We start from the raw sequence: 2082 nt of genomic DNA, 5'->3' as shown, positions 1-2082 counted from the left end.
TTTAATTTAAATTTAAATTTTATAAAATTATTCCTAAATTATATTTTATTTTAATTTAAGGATAAGAATGCTACCTGCCCTCCTTGAACCTCTTGGCAATTTAACGATTCTTATTGTGGAAGATGACCCAGTTGCATTAGATTTGCTAAGAATTCCATTAGAACGTCGTTGTCGCAAGATTCTGACTGCCAAAAAAGGCGAAGTCGGCTTGAAACATTTTAAAAACAATGTGATTGATATTGTGATTACTGATGTCAATTTAGAGGGTAAAATAGACGGAATTGCTATGATTAAAACTATGCGTAAAACCAATCCAAATATTCCTGTCATTTTTATGACAGCTTATAGCGATGAAGAAAAAATCAATGAAATGATTAAACTAAATGCTTGTTCGCTTATTAAAAAGGCAGTGGATTTAGAGGAGCTCTTTGTATTATTACTAGGAATCAACAAGCAATTACACAAAGAACAAACCGTGGATTTGGGACAAGGTATCTTTTATCGCAAAAGAGATAAATCCATCTTGAAAGGCTTTGCAGTCTTTGAACTCACAGATAGAGAATGCCAAATCTTAGATTTGCTTATTAATGCAGATGGCTTTCCCGTAACCTATGAGGAATTTCATAAAAAAATTTGGAGAGGGCAGCAAATGACAATGGATTCTTTGCGTATGCACGTCAATAGCATTCGTCGCAAGACTTATCACGACCTTATTCGCAATCATTCCCGCTTGGGCTACAAACTCAATCGCATTATTTCAGAATAATCCAAATCTAGGATTCCAATCAAGATTCGCCTTTTGCGCTTGGATTCTTTGCAGCTTCTTTGGAATCCTATAAAGCTTGGAATCCTTAATAAAGTTCGCTCCTGTTTGATGAAAGCAAAATTTTATTCCTGCAAGTTTTGCTTGTTGTTGCAAAGAAACTACCCAAGCAAAATCACATACTCTAGCATTCAATCCCGATTCGCCACCCACGATAATTTCTGCAATCTTGCTAGAATCCAAAAAAGGCGTTAAGTCAATAATTTCTAAAAGTGGTGCGCAAATAATCCAACGCATTAAAATAGGCGATTCCAAAAATAGAGGCAATCTCGCATTAGCTTCCTTTTGGGATTCCACACTGCAACCCACAATCACATTAGGATACCCCCTGCCCCAATCACTAGGGATACATTCTCTAAATCTTGCAATGCGTTTAGTAAAAAAGATAAAGGTGCAATCCTTGCGCTCTGCAATCATTCTCCATACGGAATCCCTCCATTTATCAGCACTTTCTAACAAAAAATCACTGCTAAAACATAACCAAATTTTTGAATGACTTGGAATCTTATAGCTTCCATTGTGTCTTTTAGCAATCGGCAAATGAAAATTGCGCGTTTTATGAAGCTCCTTAGCATTTTTTCCAACAATAGAATCTATTGCAAAAACATAACAATTCCTACAACCCTCACTCACACGCACACAGCCGTGCCAAGGGTTGTAGGCAATCTCTAAGGGCGTATCAAAGAATGGGAGTTTAGGATAACGCATAGATAAGAATCCTTAAAACAAATGCTTATTATAAGATAAATGTTGTAAATTTGTTATAATGCAAATCTTTATTTGGATTTTATTGGAGTTTTTATGGAAATCTTTGCAAACCTTACCACAATTTTTTTTATCGTGCTTATCTGTGGTTTATTTATCGCTGGTATTCGGTTAGAATCTTTAAAAATAAACTCCCCCTTTGCTTCTTATATTCCAATGCTTCTTACTTCACTTGGAATCTTGGGAACTTTTATAGGAATCTCAATAGGACTTGCGACATTTAATCCATCAGATATTGATAGCAGTATTGCAAACTTACTAGCAGGAATGAAAACTGCATTTTACACTAGCCTTGCTGGTATGGCTTCCTCTATCCTATATCAAAGCATTAAAAAGACAAAATTTATCCACAAATCTACCCCCTCCGCTGCCGCTACCACACAAGAAAATATCCTACCTCTTTTAGCGCAGCAAGTCAATGCGCTTCAAGAGATTATTACTCTAAATAAAACACAAGAATCCGCCCTTGTAGCGCAAATTAAGCTATTAGAAAC

2 protein-coding genes and 1 pseudogene are annotated in these 2082 nt (G+C 35.8%); 2 read left to right on the top strand and 1 reads right to left on the bottom strand.

The features are described 5' to 3' along the window. The first annotated feature begins 67 nt into the window (after window positions 1-67). Window positions 68-766, top strand: a complete 699-nt coding sequence (locus tag Q1553_RS04060) for a response regulator (RefSeq protein ID WP_115551528.1) — start codon at window positions 68-70, stop codon at window positions 764-766. Here Q1553_RS04060 and Q1553_RS04055 read toward each other — a convergent pair. Then, a complete protein-coding gene (locus Q1553_RS04055) occupies window positions 758-1531 on the bottom strand; it encodes a DUF5131 family protein (protein ID WP_300763003.1) in 774 nt (257 codons plus the stop codon). The genes Q1553_RS04060 and Q1553_RS04055 overlap by 9 nt on opposite strands. Before the next feature lie 93 nt (window positions 1532-1624). Here Q1553_RS04055 and Q1553_RS04050 point away from each other — a divergent pair. Next, a pseudogene (locus Q1553_RS04050) lies at window positions 1625-2082 on the top strand (MotA/TolQ/ExbB proton channel family protein); the annotation flags it as partial.

It is taken from the genome of Helicobacter sp. UBA3407 (assembly GCF_949747025.1).
GTDB lineage: Bacteria > Campylobacterota > Campylobacteria > Campylobacterales > Helicobacteraceae > Helicobacter_D > Helicobacter_D ganmani.
This window is presented reverse-complemented; position numbering and strand designations above follow the sequence as displayed.

Coding starts and splice junctions, on each gene's coding strand:
- Q1553_RS04055 (WP_300763003.1), bottom strand. CDS start 1,531: ATGCGTTATCCTAAACTCCCATTCTTTGATACGCCCTTAGAGATTGCC.
- Q1553_RS04060 (WP_115551528.1), top strand. CDS start 68: ATGCTACCTGCCCTCCTTGAACCTCTTGGCAATTTAACGATTCTTATT.